The organism is Mesorhizobium sp. IMUNJ 23033 (genome assembly GCF_044778005.1).
Classification (GTDB): Bacteria; Pseudomonadota; Alphaproteobacteria; order Rhizobiales; family Rhizobiaceae; genus Mesorhizobium; species Mesorhizobium amorphae_A.
The window spans coordinates 43,422-67,759 of sequence record NZ_JBJACT010000020.1; the positions used below are offsets into that span (position 1 = coordinate 43,422).

A 24,338-nucleotide genomic window follows, 5' to 3' on the forward strand; every position below is an offset into this window, starting at 1 on the left:
TCTCCATCCGATCGGACATCGAGCCAGGCCTGCTGCACCAACTCTGGCTTGCCGCTCTCCGGCAAGCCCAACAATCTGAACAAAAGCCCGGCCGCGCGGATGTCGCGACGGACCGGCGATGGAACACTCACCAAAGGAGAATAGCATGATCCGCAAAGCGCTCTGGCTTTCGGCGACTTCGGCATTTTTGACACTTTTCACCATAGGCGGTCATGCCGAGGACCGCGTCGTTAACGTCTTCAACTGGTCCGACTATATCGACAGCTCGATCATCGACGACTTCACCAAGGAGACCGGTATCAAGGTCGTCTACGACACCTTCGATTCCAACGAGATCCTCGAAACCAAGCTCCTGGCCGGCGGCAGCGGCTACGACGTCGTCGTGCCGAGCGGCAATTTCCTAGCCCGCCAGATCCAGGCTGGCGTGTTCCAGAAGCTCGACAAGTCGAAGCTGCCGAACATCTCCAACATGTGGGACACTGTTCTGGAACGGACCGCCAAATACGACCCCGGCAACGAATATTCGATCAACTACATGTGGGGCACCGTCGGCATCGGCTACAACATCAAGAAGGTGCAAGCCGCGCTCGGTACCGACAAGATCGACAGCTGGGACGCGTTCTTCAATCCGGAAAGCCTGGCTAAGCTGAAGGATTGCGGCGTCTACGTGCTGGATTCGCCGGCCGACATCATTCCGGCGGCGCTGAAATATCTCGGCCTCGATCCGAACAGCACCTCGCCCGACGACATTGCCAAGGCCGAAGAGACACTGCTGAAGATCCGGCCCTACATCAGAAAATTCCATTCGTCCGAATACATCAACGCGCTCGCCAACGGCGACATCTGCCTGGCGGTCGGCTGGTCGGGCGACGTCTTCCAGGCCCGCAACCGCGCCGTCGAGGCCAAGCAAGGCGTCGAGATCGGCTATGCCGTGCCGAAGGAAGGCGCCCAGATGTGGTTCGACCAGATGGCGATACCGGCCGATGCGCCGCATGTCGCCGAGGCGCTCGAGTTCCTCAACTACATGATGAAGCCCGAAGTGATCGCCAAATCATCGAACTATGTGCTGTACGCCAACGGCAACAAAGCCTCGCAGCAGTTCATCGACAAGGCGGTGCTCGAAGATCCGGCGATCTATCCGGATGCGGCGACCTTGCAGAAACTGTATACCGTCCAGCCCTACGATCCGAAGACCCAGCGCCTCATCACGCGCACCTGGACCAAGATCGTCACCGGTCAGTAGGCGATCAGACACGACCCCGGCAGCCAGCTGCCGGGGTCAAATCTTTTTCGGGGAACGCAGCAGACGGAGTGGGGATATGAAATCGCTTGGCAGCATCCGCAGGGATTTCGCGCCATGGAATGATCCGAACGCCAAGCCGTATATCCAGTTCGACAATGTCACCAAGAAGTTCGGCGACTTCACCGCCGTCAACAATCTGTCGCTGACCATCTTCGAGCGCGAGTTCTTCGCGCTGCTCGGCGCGTCGGGCTGCGGAAAGTCGACGCTGCTCAGGATGCTTGCCGGTTTCGAGGAGCCGACCGCCGGCCGCATCCTGCTCGACGGCCAGGATCTGCGCGGCATCCCGCCCTACCGCCGGCCGGTCAACATGATGTTCCAGTCCTATGCGTTGTTCCCGCACATGACGGTCGAGAACAACATCGCCTTCGGCCTCAAGCAGGACGGCATGCCGAAGCCCGAGATCGCCGCGCGCGTCGCCGAGATGCTGAAGCTGGTCAAGCTCGAGCAGTTCGCCAAGCGCAAGCCGCACCAATTGTCGGGCGGCCAGCGCCAGCGAGTGGCGCTCGCCCGCTCGGTCGCCAAGCGACCGAAGGTGCTGCTGCTCGACGAGCCGCTCGGTGCGCTGGACAAGAAGCTGCGCGAGGAAACGCAGTTCGAGCTGATGGACCTGCAGCAGAAGCTTGGTCTGACCTTCGTCGTCGTCACCCACGACCAGGAAGAGGCGATGACCATGGCCGATCGCATCGCCATCCTCGACAAGGGCGAGGTGATGCAGGTGGCGACGCCGCCCGAAGTCTACGAGGCGCCTGCCTCGCGCTTTGTCGCCCACTTCGTCGGCAACGTGAACATGTTCGAAGGCAAGGTTGCCGAGCGGACGGCAAAGACAACCCGCATCGCGGGCGCCACCGGAGCCCAGATCGTCGTCGAGAACGCCGGCGCTGCCGCGGCCGGCGCCGACATCGTCTTCGCCATCAGGCCGGAGAAGATCAGGATTTCGTCGAAGAAGCCCGCCGACGCGGTCAATGCGCTCGAAGGCGAAGTCTACGACATCGCCTATCTCGGCGACATGACCGTCTATCACGTCAGGCTGGACGACGGACAGATGGTGCGGGCGAGCACGATGAACGCGGCGCGCGTGACCGAAGATCCGCTGAGCTGGAACGACCGCGCCTGGGTTTCTTTCCGGTCCGATGCCGGCGTCGTGCTGACACGGTAGGGGGCGACCATGTCGAACGCCACCGCCGCTGCAGCAACGTCCCCATCGGCAGATGCCGCCCAGTCCCCACTGGCCAGACTGGGAGCGGCTTTCGTCGGCCGTCTGGTCATCATCATCCCCTATCTCTGGCTGCTGTTCTTCTTTCTCATTCCCTTCATCATCGTCTTCAAGATATCGCTGTCGCAGACCGCGATCGCGATGCCGCCCTACACGCCGGTGCTCGATTTCAGCGGCGGCATTTCCGGCTTTTTTGATCAGCTCAAGCAGCTCAGCATCGACAACTACACCTGGCTGACCGAGGACGCGCTCTACTTCAACGCCTATGTGACCAGCGTCATCATCGCCGCGATCTCGACGCTGCTGACCCTGCTCGTCGGCTATCCGATCGCCTATGGCATGTCGCGTGCCCCGGCAACGATCCGCCCGACGCTGCTGATGCTGGTGATCCTGCCCTTCTGGACCTCGTTCCTGATCCGCGTCTACGCCTGGATCGGCATCCTCAAGCCCGAGGGGCTGCTCAATCAGCTGCTGCTCGCCACCGGCATCATCAGCCAGCCGCTGATCATCCTCAACACCTACACGGCGATCTTCATCGGCATCGTTTATTCCTATCTGCCGTTCATGGTGCTACCGCTTTATTCGTCGCTGGAGAAGATGGATTACTCGCTGATCGAGGCGGCCAAGGATCTCGGTTGCCCGCCGACCAGCGCCTTCTGGAAGATCACCTTTCCGCTGTCGCTGCCCGGCGTCATCGCCGGCTGCCTTCTGGTGTTCATCCCGGCCGTCGGTGAGTTCGTCATACCCGACCTGCTTGGCGGCTCGCAGACGCTGATGATCGGCAAGACGCTGTGGAACGAGTTCTTCGCCAACCGCGACTGGCCGGTGTCGTCGGCCGTCGCCGTCATCTTGCTGTTGCTGCTGATCGTGCCGATCATGCTCTTCCAGCAGGCCCAGGCGCGCGCCCAGGAGCAAGGCAAATGAACGCCACCTGGAGCCGCTTCAACATCACCTCGATCGTGCTGGGCTTTGCCTTTCTTTACCTGCCGATTGTCCTGCTCATCGTCTTCTCGTTCAACGAGTCGAAACTGGTCACCGTCTGGGGCGGCTTCTCGACCAAATGGTACGTCTCGCTGTTCCACAACCAGGGCCTGATGGACGCCGCCTGGGTAACGGCCCGCGTCGGCGTCATCTCGGCCACGGTGGCCACCGTGCTCGGCACTTTGGCGGCGCTCACCTTGACCCGCTACACGCGCTTTAGGGGCCGGGTGCTGTTTTCCGGCATGGTCTTTGCCCCGCTGGTCATGCCGGAGGTCATCACCGGCCTGTCGCTGCTGCTGCTCTTCGTCGCTGTCGGCCTCGACCGAGGCTTTTTCACCGTAACCCTTGCCCACATCACCCTGACCATGTGCTTTGTCGCCGTCGTCGTGCAGTCGCGCCTCATCAGCTTCGACCGTTCGCTGGAAGAAGCTGCGATGGATCTTGGCGCGACACCGGTGAAGACCTTCTTCCAGATCACGCTGCCGGTCATCATGCCGGCCATCGTCTCCGGCTGGATGCTGGCCTTCACGCTGTCGCTCGACGACCTGGTGATCGCCAGCTTCACCTCGGGCCCTGGCGCCACAACCTTGCCGATGAAGATCTACAGCCAGGTTCGCCTCGGCGTGACGCCGGAAATCAACGCCGCCTGCACCATTCTGATCGCCGTCGTCGCCATCGGCGTCATCATCGCCTCGCTCGCCAACAAGCGGCGTGAAGTGCAGCGCCAGCTCGACGAGCAGGCGGCGCAGCGCGGCTGATCAGGCAGCCGCAAGTGCTGGCTGCCTGACGGGAGAAGGGGCGGTCTATTCGCCCGAAATGCCGCGGCTGATCGGCGAGATGAACGGCGTGCTCCAGGTGCCGCCGACGAAGAAGGACGACTGGTTGGGTCCTTGCTGCCCATCCGGCTGCTTGGCGGCCTGCTCAGGTTGGATGACGCCGCCCGACAGCGCCAGCCCCCGTCCGGCATAGGAGGCGATGCCGGAAAGCCAGATCTTGGACTTGGCCGAATTGGCCTCGGCCTTGTCCAGCCGCGCCACGCCCTTCGAGATGCTGGCCTTGATCTCGGCGCCGTCGATCGGCAGCGTCCCGTTGGAGACGTCGTCGAGCGCGAAGAACCCGCCCTGTTCGGTGCGCTTGAGGAAGGCCGGCAGGTTGAGCCCGGTGAGCGCGCCCGGCCCGAACGTCGCCGTGACCGAGCCGTCGGCGTTTTCGAAGATCGAATCCCAGGATTTGCCCGGCCCTTTCAGGATGACCGAGACGGTTGCGGTTCCGACCGGCACCAGCCGCGTCATGCCGGCCGCGGTGGCGAAGGCGCCGCCGTCGACGTCGGATGCGAGAAGCCGGATCTCGACCTGCGTGCCTTCGGGTTTGCGGTCGAAACGCAGGCTGCTCTGGATGTTGCCGCCGAACGCCGAGGCATCCGAAATGTCGAAGACGGCAAGCCCGTTCTTGACCTGCGCCGTGGCGGCGACGTCGGCAAGCTGGACGGGTCCGGCCGTGGCGTGCGCCGCCGACAGCCTGAGGTCGAGATTGACCTTGTCGGCGAAGCTGGTGTCGATCTCGCCGGGGCCGGACTCTCCGGTTGGTGCCAGCGGCGTGAAAGCGGACAGAAACGACCGGAGGTCGAGCGTGTCGAAGGCGAGCGTGCCGGAGATGACCGGCAGGGTCTCGCCGAAGGAGAAGTCCAGTGCCCCCATGCCCGGATTGTTGTCGAGCGCCACCGTGGTGTTTTCGAATTTCACCCGGCCGGCCGACGCCGTCACCTTGCTGGCGACCGAGACCGAGCCGATCGCTGCACTTGGCGCGATGCCGGCCTGCGACCACTCGAGCACGCGCCGCAGCGAGGGCGCTGCAAACTTCGCCTGGCCATCGAAATAGCCGTTCTCCGACATCGAGGCCATGCCGTCGAAGGAAAAGGTGGCCGGTGCGGCCTTGAAGGATAGCGTGATTGGAGCGGCACCGCCGGCAAACAACACCAGCGGGTTTGGCGACGCGAAATCGACGGCTACGCTTTCGCCGCGCCAGATGCCGGTCGCCGTCATCGTCGCATTGCTGTTCATCGCCGCCCAGTTCGCCTGGCCGGTAAGGCTGCTCAGGATCTCGGTCTCCTTGCCGCCGACCAGGGCCACCATGCGGCCGTCCCTGAACTCCACCGTGCCGAACGGATCGGCCGGCAGCTTGCTGAGATCGGGCTTGGCCGGATCGGCACTGACTACACCGCGCGCCGTGTCGATCGAGCGCGTGATGCGGCCGCCGGTCGGAATGGCCGGCAGGTAGAAACCGTTTGTCGCACGCTGGACCCTGATCGTCGGCCGCACCAGCCGCGCGGTGGAAAACACCACATCGCCGCGCAATGCCGCCATGGCGGAGAGGTCGACCTCGACGCGCTCGGCTTCGATCACCGGCGGGGCGTCGGTCTCGGTCCACTGCGAAAGCGTCACGTCGCTCAGGATGGCGCGGAATTTCGGCCAGACCTCGATGCGCGGCGAGCCCTGGATGGTGACCCTGAAGCCGCTCCAGGCGCTCATCTCCCAGGCGATGCGGTCGCGCACGATGCGGGTCGAGGCAAACAGCGGCAGGGCGGCGACGACCAGCGCGATCACGAGCACGGCAACGCCGATCGCCCATATTCCGCGCCGGATCAAAGATGATCGCATATCGCCCCGGTTGCTTCCATTGCCGACAAATCGCCCGACGGGTGTAACCCAGCGCTGACGCATTTCAAGTCTTTATGGCCCGGCGATGGCATTTGCGCACACCAACAGCCATGGACATCTGCTTTGCCGGCGGTTTTCCCGATGCGTCATCGCTTGTCGGAACAAAATCTTGCCCTGCTGCAACGCAATATGCATAAGCGGTGCAGCCCGTGGAGGAACGATCATGGCTGCCGACGCACCACTCTGGACCCCGACGCAAGACCAGATCGACGCTGCGCCGATGACCGCCTTCATGAAGGCCGCGGCGGCGAAAACCGGTCTCTCCTTCGCTGCCTATGCAGAGCTTCACCGCTGGTCGATCGACGATCGCGAGGCGTTCTGGGACCTGGTCTGGGATTTTTGCGGTATCGTCGGCGACAAGGGCGATCGCGCATTGGTCGATGGCGAAAAGATGCCGGGGGCAGCCTTCTTTCCCGACGCGACGCTGAACTTCGCCGAGAACCTTTTGAAGAAAACCGGGTCAGGCGAGGCGATCGTTTTTCGCGGCGAGGACAAGGTCGAGCGGCGGCTGTCCTGGAACGAACTCAATGCGCTGACTTCGCGCCTGCAGCAGCTTTTCCTGTCGCTGAAGGTGAAGAAAGGCGACCGTATCGCCGCCATGATGCCCAACATGCCGGAGACCGTCGCAGCTATGCTGGCGGCGGCCTCGATCGGCGCCGTCTGGTCGTCCTGCTCTCCCGATTTCGGCGAGCAGGGCGTGCTCGACCGTTTCGGCCAGATCGAGCCCGTCGTGTTCATCGCGCCCGACGGCTACTGGTACAATGGCAAGGCGATCGAGGTCGCCGACAAGATCGCGACGGTGGCGGCAAAGCTGCCTTCCGTCCGCAAGATCCTGATCGTCGACTATCTCGGCACATCGGCGGATGTGGCAGCGACCATCGACAGGGCGGATAGCCTTGAGGAGGCGCTGTCTCCCTTTGCCGCCAAGCCGGTCAGCTTCGAGAGGCTGCCGTTCGCGCACGCGCTCTACATCCTGTTTTCCTCAGGCACGACCGGTATTCCGAAATGTATCGTCCATTCGGCCGGCGGCACGCTGATCCAGCACATCAAGGAACAGCGCCTGCATGCCGGCCTGCTCGACGGCGACCGCCTCTTCTACTTCACCACCTGCGGCTGGATGATGTGGAACTGGCTGGTCTCGGGCCTGGCCTCCGGCGCGACCTTGCTGCTCTATGACGGCTCGCCCTTCTATCCCGATGGCAACGCGCTGTTCGACTTCGCCGACGCCGAGAAGATGACCTATTTCGGCACCTCGGCGAAGTTCATCGATTCCGTGCGCAAGGCCGGCCTCGAGCCGATCCGCAGCCACGATCTTTCCACGGTGCGCACCATCTCCTCGACCGGTTCGCCGCTGTCGCCGGAGGATTTCCGCTTCGTCTATGACGGCATCAAGAAGGACGTGCATCTGGCCTCGATCTCCGGCGGCACCGACATCGTCTCCTGCTTCGTGCTCGGCGTGCCGACTGAGCCGGTATGGACCGGCGAGATCCAGGGACCCGGCCTCGGCCTTGCCGTCGACGTCTGGGACGACGACGGCAGGCCGGTCCGGCAGGAGAAGGGCGAACTGGTCTGCGCGAAAGCCTTTCCGGCAATGCCGATCGGCTTCTGGAACGACCCCGAAGGCAAGAAATACAAGGCCGCCTATTTCGAGTGCTTCGACAATGTCTGGTGCCACGGCGACTTCGCCGAATGGACCGCCCATGGCGGCCTGATCATTCATGGCCGCTCCGACGCGACGCTCAACCCGGGCGGTGTGCGCATCGGCACGGCGGAGATCTACAACCAGGTCGAACAGATGCCGGAGATCCTCGAGGCGCTGTGCATCGGCCAGGATTTCGACAATGACGTGCGCATCGTGCTGTTCGTGCGGCTGGCCGCCGGCGTGGTGCTGGACGCCGATCTGGAAAAACGCATCCGCGCGAAAATCCGTACCGGGGCGAGCCCCCGCCATGTGCCGGCAAAGATCGTCGCCGTCACCGACATTCCGCGCACCAAATCGGGCAAGATCACCGAACTTGCGGTGCGCGACGTGGTGCATGGCCGCGCCATCAAGAACAAGGAGGCGCTCGCCAATCCCGAGGCGCTGGAGTTGTTCAAAAATCTGCCGCAGCTTGCCGACTGATGCATGCCGCCCAAAAGTGTGTGGCGGTTTTGGGAGAACGGCATGCATGGCTAAAAGGCCATCACGATGGTTAACGAATTATCTCGGTCGAATTTACCTAGATTTCATGAGTGGTACACATTCGTAAATTTTCCGCCCGGCCGGTAAGGATTTGTTAAGGGCCGGCGCCGATAGTCGCATGTAACTTGAGGGAGAAATCCCGTCCTCGTCCCCTGAGGATCAGTTTCGCTCAAGCCCCGTTGTGACAGCAATCTCATTACCTAAGGCGTCCCATTGGACGCCTTTTCTTTTGCTGCAAAAGCAATGGATCGGGCCTACTCGGCCAGCACGCGGGTCGAGGGGAAGGCGACTTCGACGAGCGTGCCTTCGCCGGGCGTCGAGTTGATGCTGAAGCGAGCCCGATTGGCCTCCACCATCGCCTTGGTCAGCGGCAGTCCGAGACCGGTACCGTCGCCGCGTCCGCGCTTCAGCGCGTTGATCTGCTTGAACGGCTTCAGCGCCTGCTCGATCTCGGCCTGGCTCATGCCGATGCCGGTATCGCGCACGCGCATGACGACATCGCCCGAGGTCTCGTAGGCGGTCGAGACAATGACCTGGCCGCCCGCCTGTGTGTAGCGGATGGCGTTGGACAGGATGTTGAGCGCGATCTGGCGCACGCTGCGCAAATCGGCAACCACTTCCGGCAGCCGCGAAGCGAAGCTGGAGCGGATGATGACGCGTTCGCGATTGGCCTGCGGCTGCATCATCGCCACGGTTTCGGCCAGCGTGTCGTTGAGCGACACCGCCTCGTAGTCCATCTCCTGCTGGCCGGCCTCGATCTTCGAAATGTCGAGCAGGTCGTTGACGAGGTCGAGCACGTGGTTGCCCGATCGGTTGATGTCGCGCAGATAGTCGCGGTAGCGGTCGTTCGCCACCGGCCCGAATTTCTCGTCCACCATCAGTTCGGAAAAGCCTATGATGGCATTGAGCGGCGTGCGGATCTCATGGCTGATGCGGGCCAGGAAATCCGTCTTCTGCGAGGAGGCGCGCTCGGCCACCGCGCGCGCCTGGGTGAGATCTTCCTCCGCCCGCTTCCATTGTGTGATGTCGCGCACCACGGCGCAGAAGCCGCTGTCGCTGGGCAGCCTGCCGATGGTCATGAACAGCGGAATGAAGCGCCCCTGCGCCTCGCGCCCGATCACCTCGCGGCCGTCATTCATCACGCTCGCCACGCCGGGCTCGGAAAGCCCGTTGAGATAGTCGCGCGCCGCGCGCTGGCTCTCAATGGCGAACAGCGAGGCGAACGGCTTGCCGGCCACCTCGTCGCTGTCGAAGCCGAACAATGCTTCTGCCGGACGGCTGATCGAGCGGATCGCGCCGTCGCGGCCGATCAGCACCACGCCGTCGGTGGCGGTGTCGATGATGGTGCGCATTTCGGCAATGCGGCTTTTGAGCTCGGAAACATCAGGCTGGGTCGGCTCGTCCGACTGGCCATGCAGGGCCGCGGCCGGCGCTTCGTCCTCGCCTGAACGGCGCACCACCAGCATCAACGCCTTGCCGCCACGCCACGGAACCGAGCGCAGGATGGCGTCGATCGGGAATTCCTGCCCGTCGCGTGCCTTCAGCCTGAGCGCCCGATCGCTTTCGTCGGCAGCGCCGTCGTCGGAATAGGGATCGGCAAACAGGGCGCCGAGGCCGCCGGCGTCGGCCAAATCGTCGAGCGCGTCATAGCCGGTCAAACGGAGGAATTCGTCATTGGCGTAATGAAGCTCGTCGCCGGAATGGATGAGCAGCGGCACCGGCAGCTTGCCGAGGATCGATGTATCGGGGGCTTTGGTCTCATCCCCGGTTGAGAAAGCCGAGGGCAGGAACCCGCCGAGCTGGAGCTGTGGCGCCTTGAGCAGCGGCCGCTCCGGCGGAGCAGCACTCGTCTCAGGAGGCTTGTCCCCGGTGGAAACAGCGGTGTCCTCATCGGCCGGCGCCCAGTCCTCGCTGTCCTCGGCGTCGCGGAAATCGTCTGATGTCATGCGGTCGTCTTCGCCGGCGCCCATAGCCGGCGCCTCGGCAACAGCCGGCTCGGTATCCTCAGCCTTGGCGGCTTCCGGTGCTACTGTCGCCTGGTCCGGCTCGGAAACCGGCGCGTCGCTACTGTCCGCAACCTGGCCCGGCTCGTCCGTATGGTCGGCATAGTCGAGCAGCGAGCCCGAGACGGCAGGCGCCGCGGTCTGGTCCGTGGGGGCCTCTTCGCTATTTTCCTCCGGCTGGACGCCGTCGAGCCGCGCCAGATCCTTCTCGTCTTCGGCGTCGCTCTCGGGTTGTTCAGCCGCTTCCGTTTCGCTTTCCGGCGGCTGGCCGACGGTTGCTGCGACTTTCGCCTGCTCACCGACTTCGGCGGACGGCTCCGGCTGTGCGACGCCGGATTGCCCGGGCGAAGTCGCGTCGACTGCCTCGATCGGGGCATCCCTGTCGGCGGTTGCTTTTGTGTCCTCGGCGCTGGTCTCCGCAGCCGGCGGCTGTTCGACCGGGGTCGTGCTGTCTTTCTTCAGCCGCTCGCCGATCTCGCGGAAGGCGCTGCGCTCCAGGGTCGACAGGCCCCTTTCACTTGCCGGCTGCTTATCGTTGGCCGGTTGCCGATGCTCGGCCAGCCGGATCACCTTGTCGGCGAAGCGGCGTTCTGGCTTCGGCACGATGGTCAGCGCCGGCACTTCGCCCTTGAACGGGTCGGCCGGCTCGGCTGTTCCCGTCTCGGGCGCCTCAACTGCGGGTTCGCTGGTCCGGTGCATCTCGCCATTGGGGACAAGCGCCATGCCGATCGCTTCCGGATCGACCACCGCGTCGCCGCTGCGGGCAACGCCGAAACCGCGAAAACCTTCGAAGGCGCGGCTGCGGCCATAGACCGGCAGCGCGGCCAGATCGACTGGTATCTTGAGATCGGTGCCGGCCACCGGCCACAGCACCGAACGGCCGGACCACGTGTCGCGCCGCTCCAGCAGGCCGGCAATCTCGCCCGAGGCATCAAGACCGAAAGTGGCCGCCACATCCTTGAAGCGGCGGCCGATCACATCGGCGGCGGGCTTGCCGACGATCCCGGCGAATTCCGCCGACAGCGCGCTGAACCTGCCTTCGGCATCGGTGCGCCAGACGAAGCGCAGCGGCGGTGCCGAACGGTCGATTGTCGCCGCGACGGGGCGTTCGGCGGCAGAGGCGGCCCTGGCAAGCTCCTGTTGCCTGCTTTCGGCCGGGGCGTCGACCTGCACCGGAGTGCCTGACCGGTTCGGCTGTCTCGCCTCATCCCCGCCGGCATTGAAATACCAGTGGTCGTGTTGCGCCGGCGCTCCGCCCGTTGTTTGCCGTTCACCGTCGTCCGGGCTTTGCGTCGCCGAAGCGGCAGGCTGCTTGTCGGTCGGCCGTGCGACGCTGCCGGCGTCCGGCGCCACGTCCGCTGCCGCAGCCGTCGGAGCTGTTGTCGTGGGCTCATTATCCTGACCGGCTTCCGCCCGGCCGGCCTTGTTGTCTTCTGCCGATGCGGCGTAGGGCTCGCCAACGGCCCCTTCATCGTCGAGCTGGTCTTCGTCGATGACCACCAGCAGGTGGCGCGTGTCGGTCAGCCGGGCGAGGCCGGCCGGATAGGAACTGGCGCCGCCCGGAACCAGGCGCTTGACGATACGCTCGTCGCCGTTTGCCACATCGCCAACAAGGGCTGCCAGCGTCTCGGGCTGGATGCCGAGCGCCGCAAAGCCGTCCGAGGCGGCCTCGACACCGCCCGCGGCGTTGATGAAGGCGATGAAATGGCCATCTTCGGTGAAACCGCCAATGGCGCGGCTGGCGATCTCGGCCGGGCTGCGCGAGCCGGTCTGCGCCGCCGGCAACACCAGCATGATCGCATGCTCGCCATCCGGCATCCTGACCGCGCTGGCCAGGAAGCCGACGGCGCGGCTGCTGAGGCCGGTCGCCAGCCTGACCGTGATGGCGCGGTCGTTGCCGATCTCCGGAAAGCCGCTGGTCGCCATGATCTGGCGCCGGGCGATCAGCGGCAGCCGTGCCGAGGCGCCGATAATGGCCTCGATAAACGGGTAGCCGAACACCGCGGCCCCGGGCCCATTGGCCCAGATCACCTGTTCGAGGTCCGCCGACAATATGGCGATCGCGTCGCCGGCGGCGAAGCGCTGGCGAACCGCGTCGAGCACGGCGACGTCGAGGAAGGAGTAGTTTTCAGGCGGCATGCGCTTGGCGAATCCCTCGGCGGGCAATTTCAGTTAACGCTTTGTTAATAAAAGCCGGCGGGGCGAAGGTCCACAAGCTATGACGTGCAGCGGTCGGAATCTCTGGGCTCTTGGTTAACGGTAGGGAAGAATTTTATGGTGCACCGCAACAAAGATGTTGCATCGCACAAAAAAACCTCTATATTGCCATTATACATGAACGAGACGGCTTTCTGTCAAAGCCGCTACCACTGAAAAGGATGGAAAATGACCAAGACCAAGACCGGCGAGACGATCGAGAACGTTGAATTCCCGACCTTCGATGCTTCCAAGACCACCGACCAGATTCGCGCTTTCGCCGAAAAGGGCGTCGAGCAGTCGAAAGAGGCCTACACCAAGCTGAAGACCGGCGCCGAGGAGACCCAGAAGGTCCTGGAATCGACCTTCGAGACCGCCAAGACCGTTTCCAGCGACCTGTCGCTCAAGACCATTGCCACTCTGCGCGCCAATGCCGAAGCCGGCTTCTCGCATCTCGAAGCCCTGATCGGCGCCAAGTCGCTGTCGGAAGTCGTCGAGCTGCAGACCTCCTTCCTGCGCAAGCGTGTCGAAACGACCGTCGAGCAGGCCAAGGAATTCCAGGCCGTTGCTTCCAAGGCTGCCGAGGACGTCTCCAAGCCGGTTAAGACCGCTTTCGAGAAGGCCCTGAAGGACATCAAGGCCGCCTAATATTTGCGCTCATCCTGGCGATGCATCAAAACGTCGCATTTCGTCAGACAAATAGATGTGCGATAAAGTGACCAAGTGAATACCCGGCGAGTGGAACCTCCTCCCTCTGCTCCCCGGGGTGACCAGCCAGCACCTCCTCCCGCTGGCTCGTAACAGGAAAGGCCGGCACCTCCTCCCGCCGGCCTTTTCTTTTGTCCGGCGGAATCCGCCGCGGTTTGTAGAACCGTACCTTTGCTTCTCAAAGGCCTTGAATTAAGATCCGATAGCCCGTATTGGACGCATCGCCGAACGACAGTGCGGATCCCGGAGAACAAGCTTCATCTGGATCCTGCCAGTCACACGTGCCGTTGTAGCTCAGATGGTTAGAGCGCCGGATTGTGGATCCGGAGGTCGCTGGTTCGATCCCAGCCAACGGTACCATCTGCTTGCAGCCGTTGGTCTGGGATACCTCAACATTTTGGGCCTTTGCGCTGCAACTCCCCTTCTCATCGAAGACACGCGTCACACCTAATCGTCTTTCTGATATCGGCACTTATGTTCTTCAAGGTGGGCGAGTTCACAGCCCTCATCGCCATCATGTTCTACGCCATCGTGCCACCTATTCGCTATGTCGAGCATGGGGCTCCGCCATATGCGCGCAGACGTGGCCGAGGCAGTTGAGCAGATGGCGCGACCCCAGCTCAAATTCAGGCGAAACTTCCGCTTGCCGTTCCGGTGATCATGCTGGGGGTCAACCAGACCGTCATGGCTGCTCTGTCGATGCTGGCGATTGCAGCCCTTGTCGGCACACGCGACCTCGGCCTGCAGGTCTATATCGCACTCGGCAAGGCCGACGCTGGACTGGGTATCGTCGCGGGCCTCTCCATTGCGTTCCTGGCGATCCTTGCCGACCGACTTACCCCAGACCGGCATTCGCGACAGCGGCGTCGAAACCGGTTCGCTCTAGCTAGACGCAGAAGGCCACGGCATTCGGTTTCCGCTAGCAGCACACCCTATTTCGTCGGTAGGACTACCTTGATGGCGTCATAAAGAGCTGAACGCAAAATCACTTGCTGACAATGAAGTGCAGGCTGTTGCCTGATGGCCCGCAAGTGCAACTTGGCGACTGCCTGCCAGGTAAGATAGTCATTTGGAGGAAGGAAATATCAATGCGCACGAAAACCAGCATTCGTGTCGTCGGCTGTCATGCCGAAGGCGAAGTCGGCGACGTCATCGTGGGCGGCGTCCTGCCGCCGGCGGGCCGCACCATGATGGAAAAGATGATCACGATGGAACGTGATCACGACCATATCAGGCGGATGCTGATCTGCGAGCCGCGCGGCAGTGTTGCGCGGCACGTCAACCTGCTCGTCCCATCGACGCGTGACGATTGCGCCGCGGGCGCCATCATCATGGAGCCGACGGAATACCCTCCGATGTCCGGGTCCAATACGATCTGCGTCTCCACGGTGCTGCTTGAGACCGGCATGGTGCCGATGCAGGAGCCCGAGACACGCTTCAAGCTCGACATGCCGGGTGGCGTCATCGAGGTGCGCGCCGAATGCCGCGACGGCAAATGCCTGTCGATCACCTTCCGCAACGCGCCTGCCTTTGTCGATCGCCTCGATGCCAACATCGAGGTTGAAGGGCTCGGCACGCTCACGGTCGATATCGCCTATGGCGGCATGTTCTATGCGATCGTAGATGCCAAGGCGCTCGGCTTTTCGGTCGCCCCCGACGAGGCTCGCGAACTGGCGATGGCCGGCGAGAAGGTCCGACGGGCCGCGCGCGAACAGCTCGATGTCGTCCATCCGGAATTCGACCATGTGCGCGGCGTGTCGATCGTGCAGTTCGCTATGCCGTTCCAGGGTCCGGGCAACGTCACTCGCAACACCTGCATCGTCTCGCCCGGACGCTCGGATCGCAGTCCGACAGGAACCGGCACATCGGCCCGCATGGCTGTGCTGCAGGCACGCGGCCTGATGGGAGTGGGCGATGTGTTGATCCATGAATCGATCATCGGCTCGCGCTTCACAGGCAGGATTGTTGAGCTGACGGAGGTCGGCGGCCGCAGGGCGATCGTTCCGGAGATCACCGGCCGGGCCTGGATCACAGGTGAGCACAATTACTATCTCGATCCGACAGATCCGTATCCCCAAGGTTACGTGCTGTCCGACACCTGGGGCACCTCCACCTCGGTCAAGCAATAGGCGTCGGTGGTCGGTTCAGGGCGCGCCTCTCGCGTAGGGGCTCACAATTTGGCCGCAGCGCCCAGTGCAGGAGTGCTCACGTGGCACCGCCATGCCCGTGCCGATAGTAGGAAACCTGCGCCTGCCGCTTGCTGGCGACTATCTTTCGCATTGATCCGTTGCCCTGTTCGTGTCGAGAAAAGTCATTCGGCCGCCGATGGTCAGGCCCGACGGTCAAAGCTCACGGTAGTCGAGCCCGATGTCGAGGATCGGCGCGCTATGAGTCAGCCAGCCAATCGAAATCAGATCGACGCCGGTCGCGGCGAAGACGGGCGCTGTCGCCGCGGTGATCCCGCCGGACGCCTCTGTGACCGACCGGCCGGCAACCATGGCCACCGCCTGGCGAAGCTCATCGACCGACATATTGTCGAGCAGCACGGCATCGGGGGCGAGGGCCAGGACCTCATCCAACTGGGCTAGCGTATCGACCTCGACTTCGATCTTGACGAGATGCCCGACATTGCCTCGCGCGCGCTCGATGGCCGCGCGAATTCCGCCGGCGATGGCGATGTGGTTGTCCTTGATGAGGATGGCGTCGTCGAGGCCGAAGCGGTGGTTGGAGCCGCCGCCGGCGCGCACCGCATATTTTTCGACCGTCCGCAATCCGGGCGTCGTCTTGCGGGTGCAGACGACCTTTGCTTTGTGCCCGCGAACCGCTGAGACTACCGATGCCGTCGCGGTGGCGATGCCGCTCAGATGGCAGAGAAAATTGAGCGCCGTCCGTTCCGCCATGAGTATTGCGCGAGCCGAACCGCTCACCACTGCAATGACCTCTCCGGGCACCACCTCGCTGCCGTCCGCGCGATGCACCTCGATGTCAACGTTCTGATCAATGAGCTGGAAGGCGAGCATTGCCAGGTCGAGCCCGGCGACAGTTCCGGCCTGGCGCGCCGAAAGCACGGTTGTGGCATGACTGTCCTTCGGTATGACGGCGTCCGAGGTCAGGTCGCCGGCCCTGCCAAGGTCTTCGAGAAGGGCTGCGCGCACCAGGGGCTCGATCATGATTGCGGGAAGTGGTGGGAGGCTCATCAAAAGACGCTTTCAAGCGTTGGGGAGGATGCGAGTTCCCGCGCTGCGGCAACGGCCGCGTCGAGCGTGATTTGGGAACGGCGGGCGACGGCCGCATGATGCGGAAAGTCCGTCCGGAAATGAGCCCCACGGCTTTCCCGGCGCTGCAAGGCGGCAACCGCGAACACCAGCCCGACGGCGGCGGGATCGGACGCCGCACCGTGCCGTTGCAACAACGGCAGCAAGGCCCGCGCGGTCTCTTTCAACCCTTCGCCATCCCGCATGACGCCGAGGCCACGCGACAGGAGAGGGCGCACAAGCTTTGGATCTTGCGCGGGCAGGTCATGCGCCACTGCTGGTTTTCCGCCGTCGTAGGGCGAAGCGGCTACACTCTCGGCAACCCAGCGCGCGCAGACGACGGCCTCGGTCAAGGAGTTGCTGGCAAGCCGGTTGGCGCCGTGCAGCCCGGTCGAGGCGATCTCTCCGCAAGCCCAAAGTCCCGGAACCGACGTGCGCCCGCCCAGATCCACGGCGACGCCACCCATGTGGTAGTGCTGCGCCGGCCGGATGGGAATGAGGTCACGCGCCGGATCGATGCCGACCTTGCTGCAAGCTGAAGCGATCGTTGGAAAATGCTGCGCGAATGCCGCGCCCGGCCTTTCGCGCACGTCGAGGAAGACGCGATGGCCGTCCGCGAGATGCTTCCAGACAGCGCGCGCGACGATGTCGCGCGGTGCGAGTTCCGCGCCGCGCACGCTGTCGAGGAAGCGCCGCCCTGTCTCGTCGACGAGCGCCGCACCTTCGCCGCGAACCGCCTCGCTGATGAGCGGCATTGGACGGCAGGGCCCGTCAAGGGCTGTCGGGTGGAACTGGATGAACTCCAGGTCGGCAAGGACGGCACCCGCGCGCGCTGCGAGCGCCAGGCCCTGTCCGCAACTGCCCATCGGGTTGGTTGAGTCGAGAAACAACCCGCCAATCCCGCCAGTGGCGAGAACGACCCGTCCCGTGGCGAGGAACACTGGACCCGTCGAACAACTCGCCAGCACGCCGGCGACCCTGCCATCCTCCACGACCAGCCGGCGTGCTTCGACGCCCTCGATGACCTCTATTGTCGGCGTGGAGCGCACGGCGGCGACCAGGGCGCGCATGACCTCCCGTCCGCTGCCGTCACCCCCGGCATGAACGATGCGCCGCCGGCTGTGCGCGGCCTCCAGCCCGAGACGAAGAGCGCCTGCCGGTGTCCGATCGAAGCGAACCCCAAGGCGTGCCAGATCCTCGATCGCGGCAGGCGCAGCGTATACGATGCGCCTTGCCGCTTGCGCATCGCAAAGACCGTCGCCTGCTGCGAGCGTGTCGGCAAGATGGAGCGCCAGGTCATCGTCCTCGCCCAGGCTGGCCGCAAGCCCGCCTTGCGCCCACGCGCTGGACGCGTCCGCGCCAAGCGGAGATCTCGACAGGAGAAGCACCGGCTCGGGCGCCAGGTGCAGCGCGGTCGTCAGACCGGCTATGCCGCCGCCGATGATGACCGGCCGGCCGGCGAGATCGCGGACGTCCATGCTCATACTGCCAGCATCCGCTCGACGGCCAGCCGCGCGCGCCCGGCGATCTCCGGCTCGATGGTGACGATATGGCGGTTCTGCTCGAGTGCCGTACGGATATTGGCGAGCGTTGTCCGCTTCATATGCGGGCACAAATTGCAGGGCCGGATGAACTCGACCTCGGGATGCTCGACTGCGACGTTGTCGCTCATCGAGCACTCCGTCATCAACACGACGCGGGGCGGTTTCTGCCTTCCGACATAATCGGACATGGCAGCGGTCGAGCCGGAAAAATCGGCTACGGCCACCACTTCGGGCGGACATTCGGGATGCGCGAGCACCGTCACGCCTGGATGACTTTCGCGCAATTCTCTGATGTCGGCTGGCGTGAAGCGCTCATGCACCTCGCAATGCCCCGTCCAGGCGATGATCTGCACGTCGGTCTGGGCGGCTATGTTCCGGGCGAGATATTCGTCCGGCAACATGATCACCCGGGGAACACCCAAGGACTCAACCACGGCTTTTGCATTGCCGGACGTACAGCAGATATCGGACCCGGCTTTCACTTCGGCCGATGTGTTGACATAGGTGACGACCGGCACGCCCGGATAGCGTTGCCGCAGCAGCCGGATGTCCTCGGCGGTAATCGAGTCCGCCAGCGAACAGCCTGCGCGCAAATCAGGAATGAGCACGGTCTTTTGCGGATTGAGCAGCTTCGCCGTTTCGGCCATGAAATGCACGCCGGCCAGCACGATGACATCCGCTTCGACCGACATCGCCTTGCGGGCAAGTGCCAGGCTGTCGCCGACGATGTCGGCAACACAGTGGAAGATCTCCGGCGTCTGGTAGTTGTGCGCCAGGATGACGGCATTGCGCTGCTGTTTCAGATCGAGAATGGCCTCGATATCATCGATGAATGCCGGCCATTCGATTGACGGAATGACTTGCCGCACGCGGTCGTACAGCGCGGCCATGCGCGCGGAGGTGATAGGCATAGCCAATTATTCTCCAAATGAGTATAGCCGACATATACTTATCTTGAGTATAAGAAAAGTCAACCGCGTGAGAGTGGCAATTTCGTTCCTGCGGCGGTTCGCTCCACCAAGACCGTTTGGCGAAAGCGGAAGCGCTTCGCCGGGCGCCCCCCGGTGTCGGACATCGTCTCGCCTGTCTCCTCGACCAGATCCTGCTCTTCGATCAGACGCCGAAAGTTTGGCTTGTGAACGAGCCGGCCGGCGAGCGCCTCCACGGTTCGCTGCAACTGCAGCAATGTGAACGTTGCTGGCATTAACTCGAAGACGACGGGGCGGTACTTGATCTTGGTTCGCAGCCTGGCCATTCCCGTTGCCAGAATACGCCGATGATCTGCGATCATCGGACGGCCAGGGATGGACGGCGGATTGCCGTTGTCCCGACCGCGTGTGGCCTCGGCCACCAGCGCGGCTTCGTAAAGCAGCTCGTACCTCTGCAGAACGAGTTCTTCATTCCAGTCGCGATCATCCAGACCGAAGGCGTATGCAACACGCTGCCGGCGGTCGCGGCGTATGCTTGGATCTTCCGCGTCGTCGGACCAGGCCGAAAGACGGGGCACGACGATGTCAGGCAGAATAGAAGGTACGCCGGCGCGGTGATCTTCCCACGGAAAATAGTCGTACCATCCGTGCCAACCATGTGTTTGCGAACGTTCTGCCTGCTCTTCCCGCGTCAGGCCAAGATAGCTGATCGAGATCTGCACGCGCTCGTCACCGGTCCGGTCGCGGTCGGCAAAGGTGTAGAGCTGTTCAATATAGCCCAGCTGATGACCGGTCTGCCGCTCCACCCACGCCCGCAGACCCGACTGCAAGGAGCGATGGCCGAGCTCAAAAGGACCGGACGGCAAAGCCTGAGCCTGCTCGATGGTGAGAACTCTCGGTTCGCCAGTGGTCACGGCAATCACAACGGCGATCAGGTCCGCATTGACGGCCTGGCTGCGGTCATTTCTTGCGGGCTGCTTCGTCGCCCGTGCTGTCTTGTCTTGCATAAGGATTTGATGAAATTCCGAGTATCAGCCGCCGTCGAAAGGAGCAATCTAGCGAAGGTGAACTGCTGGCTGCCGCCCGTCAACGTTCGCCCAGGTTCGACCAGGTCTCGGTCTTTGCCCGTACGCTGGTGCATTTCTATACTAAATGCGACAACCAGGTGGCTGAGGCATCGAAGTTGCCTGCACGATGCTCTGGGGACCTTTTCACTCCTTACCAACCCGCAGCATATCGGCGTCGACATTCTGTTCGATCAGCCAGTTGCGAAAGAGTTCGGTTCCGCGCTTGGGCGCGCGTTGCACCGGCATGATGATGTGGATCGCCTGTCCCGAGCGATAGGACTCCGCCAGCGGGAAGACCAGTCGTCCGGCCCGGACATGGTCATGGACAAGATGCTTCCAGCCGAGCGCGATACCCTGGCCGAGCACCGCCGCCTCAATCGAGCCGAGCGCATCGGTGAAGACGAAATCCTGCTTCAGCCGCGCCGCCGGAACCGAGTGCCGCTCCAGCCATTCGCGCCAGCCGAGACGCAACCGGTGCCGTTCCTCGAAAATCAGGAGCGTATGCTGCAAAAGGTCGGCGGGCTCGCGGATCGGTCCATGTTCCTTCAAATAGTCCGGGCTGCACACCGGCAGCACTTCTTCCGTCACGAAGCGCCAGGCATGGATGCCTGGCCACTTGCCGTTGCCGAGGCGCGCAGACAGGTCGATGTCCTCTTCGAGCAGGTCCTGATGGTCGCGGCTGCTTTCCTCGATGCGAAGCGAAACGTCCGGGTGCTTCGCCTTGAAGTCCTTGAGCCGCGGCAGCAGCCAGAGCTGCACGAAGGCGGCGGAGAAAGAAACGCGAACCACGTCGTTCGAATGCTTCTTCTGCAGCGAGGAGATGACCATGTGCAGATGGTCGAACGCTTCCTGCGTTTCCTTGTAAAGCCGCTGCCCCTCTGCGGTCAGCTCCAGCCGGGTATGGTCGCGGCGGAAGAGCTTCAGCCCCGTCGCGTGCTCAAGCAGCCGGATCGTCTTGCTGACGGCGGGCTGGCTGACATTCAGTTCTTGTGCGGCAGCCGTGAAACTGCGGCGTCGGGCGGCTGCCTCGAAGCAGAAGAGATAATTCGCGGACGGGACCAGAGAGCGGAGCCTGTGCATAATTTCAAGTTATGCCGCTCGACAATTTTTATCAACATTACAGGTCGGTAAGGCGTTTGTAGGTTGCAAAACCAATTCGAGGGAGCCTCTCAATGCAAACTCATGCTCGCGCTGTCGTCATCGGCGGTGGTTGTGTCGGCGCCGCCATCCTCTACGGTCTTACGAAACGCGGTTGGACCGACGTCGCTCTTCTGGAACGCACACAGCTTACGGCCGGATCGACCTGGCATGCCGCCGGCCTCATTCCCTCCTACATGCGCAGCATCAATATCGGCCGCATGATCGCCAAGACGATAGAAATCTACGAAGGTCTCGAAGCGGAAACCGGTCAGCATGTGGGCTGGCACAAGTGCGGCCAGCTGCGCATCGCCAACACGCAAGACCGCCTGGATGAATACAAGAGCTACATGAGTGTCGCAGCGGTGCAGGGCATTCGCGCGGAACTGGTGACACCGCAGGAGGCGCGTGAGCTCTGGCCACTGCTCGAAAACAAGGAGATGCGGGCCGCTCTCTACCATCCCGATGACGGGCACATCGCACCGGCGGACGTGACGCAGGCCATGGCCAGGGGCGCCCGCGACCGGGGCGCGAAGATCTACCTCAACACCGAAGTGCGCGGCTTCGAGCGCATGCCGGGCGGAGAATGGAAGATCCTCACCAATCAAGGCGAAATCACCTGCGAACACATCATTTCGGCGACCGGCAACTATGCACGCCAGACGGGCGCCATGCTTGGCCTGGAAATCCCGGCAATCCCTATCGTCCACCAGTACTGGATCACCAATGCGGTTCCCGAAGTGGTGGAGCGCAAGCGCCAGGGCCTGCCGGAAATGCCGATCCTGCGCGACGAAGGTTACGAAGGCTACCTGCGCGAAGAAGGCGACGGGCTGATGTTCGGACCCTACGAGAAGACGGAACGCCTGAAGCTCTTCGCCGAAAACGGCGTTCCTGAATCGTTCGGCGCGGACCTGCTCGAAGAGGATTTCGACGCGGTCGCCTGGAACTGGGAGCGTGCCTTGGACCTCGTGCCGGCGCTCGGTCGCGTCGGCATCAAGGCGAACGTTCGAGGCCCGTTCCAGATGACGGCCGACGAACTGCCGCTGGTCGGTCCGGCCTGGGGGCTGGAGAATGTCTGGCTCGCGGAAGGCGTTGCGGGAGGCATCCTCTGGGGCGGTGCAATCGGCTACTATCTCTCGGAACGCATCGTCGAGGGTGCGAACAGCCTCGACACGTCCGAAATCGATCCGCGCCGCTTCGGTGACTACGCCAACAAGGAGTGGACGCGGCAGAAGGTGCGCGAATGCTGGGGTACGCACGCCGAACTGCACTATCCCTACCAGGACATGCCGGCAGCCCGTCCGCAGAAGACCGCACCCTCCTATGATATTCTGACCAGGCGCGGTGCGGTCTGGGGCGTGCTCAACGGCTGGGAAATGCCGAACTGGTTCGCGCCGGAAGGCGTGGAGGCGAAGGATCAGTATAGCTGGCGGTGGACCCAGAAAGGTCACTATGTCGGCGAGGAGGTGAGGGCCGTGCGCACCGCCGTCGGTCTCGTCGAAATGACACCAATGACGAAGTTCGAGGTCTCCGGTCCGGGCGCCGAAGCGTGGCTGGATGGCATCCTCGCAAACCGACTGCCGAAGATCGGCCGCGTCAATCTCAGCCATCACCTTACGAAGAACGGCGGCGTGCAAGCGGAATATACGATTTCACGCCTGCAGGACGGCACCTTCTACCTCATCTCCACGCCGCGCGCCGAACGCTGGAATTTCGACGATCTGTCGAAGCTGTTGCCCACGGACGGTAGCGTGCAGCTCCGCAATGTCACGAACGAGCGCGGCTGCTTCACGATCGTTGGCCCGAAGGCACGCGAGGTTCTGCAGGGGCTGACCGAGATCGATCTGTCCAACGGGGCGTTTCCGTGGTTCGGCGTGAAGTCCGGCACGGTGGGGTTGGCCACGGATGTCCGTCTGCTGCGCATCAACTATGAAGGTGAGCTCGGCTGGGAACTCTACCATCCGCTGTGCTACCAGCGTCACCTTCTCGAGGCACTGCTGGCGGCCGGAGAACCCCACGGCCTGCGGCTCATCGGCTTGCATGCGCTGGAATCGCTGCGGCTCGAAAAATCCTATCGCGCCATGTACCGCGACATGAACCCGGAGTTGAGCGCCTGGGAAAGCAACCTCGATCGCTTCATCCGGCTGGACAAGGGCGATTTCATTGGCAAGGCGGCACTCGTGCGCCAGCAGCAGGAAGGTGTGAGGCAGCGATCGGTGACGATCGCCATCGACACGGATGGCGCGAGCTCACTCATCCACGAAGGCGTCCATCACGAGGGCAAGCTTGTCGGCCGCATCACCTCCGGCAGCTATGCCTATACGCTCGGCCACGACGTCGCCTTTGCGCTGCTGCCGGTGGAAATCGGTAAGCTGGGTACGGAACTGGAGGTGCCGATCCTCGGCGAGATGCGCAAGGCGCGGGTGATCGCGGAATCGCCCTACGACCCCGAAGCTCTGCGCTGCCGCATGTGACGACGACGACTTGACGAGACAACGAAGAGTGCAGCCATGAAGCTACGGGTCCCTGTGGAGGACCTCGGCATTGTCAGGCGCAGCGGTAGTGCCGACGTAGAAGCACTACCGCCGCAGCACGACGCTTGCCTCAGTCAGACATGACAGCCCATCTTTTTATCAATGAAGCATTCTCCGTCCACCAGGCATCGACGCCCTGCTCCATGGTTCCCCCATTTTTTAGGCTCGTGCTGATGCGTCTGACGTCATCGATCCCACAGGCTGATGATTGCAGCATGATCTGCGCCTGGCACTCGCATCCGGCGCCGCCTATCCCCTGGGGAAGTCAAACGCCACAAATTGACCTGGCAGATCCGGGGATTTGGCCGGCTGTGCACTGCATTTCGAAAATCAACATGGAGCTGAGGTCGCAGTGTCCTTGCAGCTCAAGGAGGGTCAATGTCGGACACACATATCGAGAGCCCAGTGGCGGTGATCACCGGCGCGGGTCGAGGCATGGGAGCCGCGATAGCCAAAGAGCTCAACAAGCGCGGATACAGGCTGGCGCTCATGTCGCCGTCGGACACCGCGAAGACTCTCGCTCAAGGACGGCGCAGCGAAGCGACAATTCTACTATCGCGTCGCGGCCTA

The 24,338-nt window shown here is 63.1% G+C and carries 15 protein-coding genes, 1 tRNA gene and 1 pseudogene; 10 read left to right on the forward strand and 7 right to left on the reverse strand.

Annotation, left to right across the window (positions count from 1 at the left end):
* Positions 1–145: 145 nt before the first annotated feature.
* The 4 genes from ACFX5Q_RS20895 to ACFX5Q_RS20910 all read left to right on the forward strand — a co-directional run bounded on the left by ACFX5Q_RS20895 (position 146) and on the right by ACFX5Q_RS20910 (position 4,255).
* Positions 146–1,243 carry a polyamine ABC transporter substrate-binding protein gene (locus ACFX5Q_RS20895; protein ID WP_404281117.1) on the forward strand — a complete coding sequence of 366 codons (1,098 nt, stop codon included), beginning with the start codon at positions 146–148 and terminating at the stop codon, positions 1,241–1,243.
* A gap of 76 nt (positions 1,244–1,319) precedes the next feature.
* Positions 1,320–2,459, forward strand: coding sequence for an ABC transporter ATP-binding protein (locus ACFX5Q_RS20900; protein ID WP_404281118.1), 1,140 nt, complete (start codon positions 1,320–1,322; stop codon positions 2,457–2,459).
* Positions 2,460–2,468: 9 nt separating this feature from the next.
* Positions 2,469–3,440, forward strand: a complete 972-nt coding sequence (locus ACFX5Q_RS20905) for an ABC transporter permease subunit (RefSeq protein WP_404281119.1) — start codon at positions 2,469–2,471, stop codon at positions 3,438–3,440.
* Positions 3,437–4,255 (forward strand): ABC transporter permease, encoded by an 819-nt coding sequence (locus ACFX5Q_RS20910; RefSeq protein ID WP_192181830.1) that lies wholly within the window; start codon positions 3,437–3,439, stop codon positions 4,253–4,255. Before ACFX5Q_RS20905 ends, ACFX5Q_RS20910 begins: the two co-directional genes overlap by 4 nt.
* 45 nt (positions 4,256–4,300) lie before the next feature.
* On the opposite strand, the gene ACFX5Q_RS20915 is transcribed toward ACFX5Q_RS20910, so the two are convergent.
* Positions 4,301–6,154 carry an AsmA-like C-terminal region-containing protein gene (locus tag ACFX5Q_RS20915; protein WP_404281120.1) on the reverse strand — a complete coding sequence of 618 codons (1,854 nt, stop codon included), beginning with the start codon at positions 6,152–6,154 and terminating at the stop codon, positions 4,301–4,303.
* Between the two features lie 223 nt (positions 6,155–6,377).
* On the opposite strand from ACFX5Q_RS20915, the gene ACFX5Q_RS20920 reads away from it, so the two are divergent.
* A complete protein-coding gene (locus ACFX5Q_RS20920) occupies positions 6,378–8,336 on the forward strand; it encodes an acetoacetate--CoA ligase (RefSeq protein WP_404281122.1) in 1,959 nt (652 codons plus the stop codon).
* Positions 8,337–8,650: 314 nt separating this feature from the next.
* Here the strand turns inward: ACFX5Q_RS20920 and ACFX5Q_RS20925 are convergent, their stop codons facing one another.
* Complete coding sequence (locus ACFX5Q_RS20925; RefSeq protein WP_404281124.1) at positions 8,651–12,538, reverse strand: PAS domain S-box protein; 3,888 nt, start codon at positions 12,536–12,538, stop codon at positions 8,651–8,653.
* Positions 12,539–12,784: 246 nt separating this feature from the next.
* Between ACFX5Q_RS20925 and ACFX5Q_RS20930 the strand changes: the two genes are divergently transcribed.
* The 3 genes from ACFX5Q_RS20930 to ACFX5Q_RS20940 all read left to right on the forward strand — a co-directional run bounded on the left by ACFX5Q_RS20930 (position 12,785) and on the right by ACFX5Q_RS20940 (position 15,432).
* Entirely contained in the window at positions 12,785–13,243 is a 459-nt protein-coding gene (locus tag ACFX5Q_RS20930) for a phasin (protein WP_404281126.1), read from the forward strand.
* 343 nt (positions 13,244–13,586) lie between these two features.
* Positions 13,587–13,663, forward strand: a tRNA-His gene (locus tag ACFX5Q_RS20935).
* A 728-nt stretch (positions 13,664–14,391) separates the two neighbouring features.
* Positions 14,392–15,432 (forward strand): proline racemase family protein, encoded by a 1,041-nt coding sequence (locus ACFX5Q_RS20940; protein WP_404281128.1) that lies wholly within the window; start codon positions 14,392–14,394, stop codon positions 15,430–15,432.
* 213 nt (positions 15,433–15,645) lie between these two features.
* Here the strand turns inward: ACFX5Q_RS20940 and nadC are convergent, their stop codons facing one another.
* From nadC to ACFX5Q_RS20965, 5 genes are all read right to left on the reverse strand, one after another.
* Positions 15,646–16,500, reverse strand: coding sequence for a carboxylating nicotinate-nucleotide diphosphorylase (gene nadC / locus ACFX5Q_RS20945; RefSeq protein WP_404281130.1), 855 nt, complete (start codon positions 16,498–16,500; stop codon positions 15,646–15,648).
* Entirely contained in the window at positions 16,500–18,041 is a 1,542-nt protein-coding gene (locus tag ACFX5Q_RS20950; protein ID WP_404281132.1) for an L-aspartate oxidase, read from the reverse strand. Before ACFX5Q_RS20950 ends, nadC begins: the two co-directional genes overlap by 1 nt.
* Positions 18,038–19,012, reverse strand: a complete 975-nt coding sequence (gene nadA / locus ACFX5Q_RS20955; RefSeq protein WP_404281134.1) for a quinolinate synthase NadA — start codon at positions 19,010–19,012, stop codon at positions 18,038–18,040. The genes ACFX5Q_RS20950 and nadA overlap by 4 nt, the downstream gene beginning before the upstream one ends.
* 59 nt (positions 19,013–19,071) lie before the next feature.
* On the reverse strand, positions 19,072–20,037 hold the full coding sequence (locus tag ACFX5Q_RS20960; RefSeq protein ID WP_404281135.1) for an NrtR DNA-binding winged helix domain-containing protein: 966 nt from the start codon (positions 20,035–20,037) through the stop codon (positions 19,072–19,074).
* 204 nt (positions 20,038–20,241) lie between these two features.
* On the reverse strand, positions 20,242–21,177 hold the full coding sequence (locus ACFX5Q_RS20965; protein WP_006206220.1) for a LysR substrate-binding domain-containing protein: 936 nt from the start codon (positions 21,175–21,177) through the stop codon (positions 20,242–20,244).
* A gap of 92 nt (positions 21,178–21,269) precedes the next feature.
* Here ACFX5Q_RS20965 and ACFX5Q_RS20970 point away from each other — a divergent pair, with 92 nt between their 5' ends.
* On the forward strand, positions 21,270–23,708 hold the full coding sequence (locus tag ACFX5Q_RS20970) for an FAD-dependent oxidoreductase (protein ID WP_404281136.1): 2,439 nt from the start codon (positions 21,270–21,272) through the stop codon (positions 23,706–23,708).
* 438 nt (positions 23,709–24,146) lie between these two features.
* Positions 24,147–24,290, forward strand: a pseudogene (locus ACFX5Q_RS20975) (SDR family NAD(P)-dependent oxidoreductase); the annotation flags it as partial.
* Positions 24,291–24,338 lie beyond the last annotated feature (48 nt).

Excerpts from the sequence above, each read along its gene's own strand:
- ACFX5Q_RS20915 (WP_404281120.1), bottom strand. The coding sequence starts at position 6,154 with ATGCGATCATCTTTGATCCGGCGCGGAATATGGGCGATCGGCGTTGCC.
- ACFX5Q_RS20900 (WP_404281118.1), top strand. The coding sequence starts at position 1,320 with ATGAAATCGCTTGGCAGCATCCGCAGGGATTTCGCGCCATGGAATGAT.
- ACFX5Q_RS20965 (WP_006206220.1), bottom strand. The coding sequence starts at position 21,177 with ATGCACAGGCTCCGCTCTCTGGTCCCGTCCGCGAATTATCTCTTCTGC.
- ACFX5Q_RS20970 (WP_404281136.1), top strand. The coding sequence starts at position 21,270 with ATGCAAACTCATGCTCGCGCTGTCGTCATCGGCGGTGGTTGTGTCGGC.
- ACFX5Q_RS20910 (WP_192181830.1), top strand. The coding sequence starts at position 3,437 with ATGAACGCCACCTGGAGCCGCTTCAACATCACCTCGATCGTGCTGGGC.
- ACFX5Q_RS20895 (WP_404281117.1), top strand. The coding sequence starts at position 146 with ATGATCCGCAAAGCGCTCTGGCTTTCGGCGACTTCGGCATTTTTGACA.
- ACFX5Q_RS20925 (WP_404281124.1), bottom strand. The coding sequence starts at position 12,538 with ATGCCGCCTGAAAACTACTCCTTCCTCGACGTCGCCGTGCTCGACGCG.
- ACFX5Q_RS20920 (WP_404281122.1), top strand. The coding sequence starts at position 6,378 with ATGGCTGCCGACGCACCACTCTGGACCCCGACGCAAGACCAGATCGAC.
- nadA (WP_404281134.1), bottom strand. The coding sequence starts at position 19,012 with ATGCCTATCACCTCCGCGCGCATGGCCGCGCTGTACGACCGCGTGCGG.
- ACFX5Q_RS20940 (WP_404281128.1), top strand. The coding sequence starts at position 14,392 with ATGCGCACGAAAACCAGCATTCGTGTCGTCGGCTGTCATGCCGAAGGC.
- ACFX5Q_RS20905 (WP_404281119.1), top strand. The coding sequence starts at position 2,469 with ATGTCGAACGCCACCGCCGCTGCAGCAACGTCCCCATCGGCAGATGCC.
- nadC (WP_404281130.1), bottom strand. The coding sequence starts at position 16,500 with ATGAGCCTCCCACCACTTCCCGCAATCATGATCGAGCCCCTGGTGCGC.
- ACFX5Q_RS20960 (WP_404281135.1), bottom strand. The coding sequence starts at position 20,037 with ATGCAAGACAAGACAGCACGGGCGACGAAGCAGCCCGCAAGAAATGAC.
- ACFX5Q_RS20950 (WP_404281132.1), bottom strand. The coding sequence starts at position 18,041 with ATGAGCATGGACGTCCGCGATCTCGCCGGCCGGCCGGTCATCATCGGC.
- ACFX5Q_RS20930 (WP_404281126.1), top strand. The coding sequence starts at position 12,785 with ATGACCAAGACCAAGACCGGCGAGACGATCGAGAACGTTGAATTCCCG.